The following is a 1014-nucleotide window of genomic DNA, read 5'->3' on the forward strand; positions in this document are numbered from 1 at the left end:
TATTGACCTGAAAAACTTCTTTGATGAAGTTGACCATTGTTTATTACTGAATTTAATCTACAAAAAAGTGAAATGCAAAGCTACGATGCAACTGATACGCAAATGGCTCAGAGCACCGATTAAAATCAACGGAAAGCTACAAAAGAGAAGAAAAGGCGTTCCGCAAGGAAGTCCTTTAAGTCCATTATTGTCGAACATTCTACTGCATCAATTGGATAAGGAAATGACTCGAAGAGGACATAAATTTGTGCGTTATGCGGATGATTTTAGTATCTATTGCAAAAGCCACAATCAAGCCAAAGCTACTAGAGTGGTAATTGAAAAGTTTCTGAAAAACAAACTCAAATTAACTATAAATGAAGAAAAGAGCGGGATTAGAAAACCAATCAACTTCACAATTTTGGGTTTTGGATTTGTGTCTACGTACGAGAAAGGAAGCAAGAATCAATACCAACTCATTGTATCGGAAAAAGCATGGAAGAAACTAAAAGAACGACTTAAAACAATCACTCGAAAAACTACACCTGCCACCTTTGAAGAGCGTATTGCCAAGATAAAAGAAGTGCAACGAGGATGGTTAAACTATTTTCAAGGCACAAGTATTTTAGGTAAATTAAGCGATTTAGACGGTTGGCTACGAAACCGACTGCGCTACTGCATTTGGCATCATTGGAAAAAACCCGAAAGGAAAAGGAAAAACCTGATTCGATTAGGTGTAGACCAAGACCATGCCTACGCTTGGAGCAGAACGAGAAAAGGTGGTTGGGCAATAGCACAAAGTCCTATTTTAGGCACTACCATTACTTTACAACGCTTGAAGAAAAGAGGTTATATTTCCTTAACCGAATTACATTTACAGCTTAACCCATCTCTTTGCGAACCGCCGAGTACGTGACCCGTACGCTCGGTGGTGTTTGAAATAAGTGTTTATTTTTTATAGGTATTTCAAGATATCGCTTCGCTAAGTTGAGAGGCGCACTCCGTCAGTTTCTGGCGGAGCCGTCTACTCGATTA

The 1014-nt window shown here is 39.0% G+C and carries 1 protein-coding gene; it reads left to right on the top strand.

Annotated features, from left to right (window positions below; genetic code table 11):
* A partial coding sequence (locus tag FA045_RS18770) for a reverse transcriptase domain-containing protein (RefSeq protein WP_136878604.1) occupies positions 1 to 895 on the top strand: 895 nt, incomplete at its 5' end.
* Positions 896 to 1014: the final 119 nt, after the last annotated feature.

The sequence above is a fragment of the Pedobacter cryotolerans genome (assembly GCF_005116475.1).
Classification (GTDB): domain Bacteria; phylum Bacteroidota; class Bacteroidia; order Sphingobacteriales; family Sphingobacteriaceae; genus Pedobacter; species Pedobacter cryotolerans.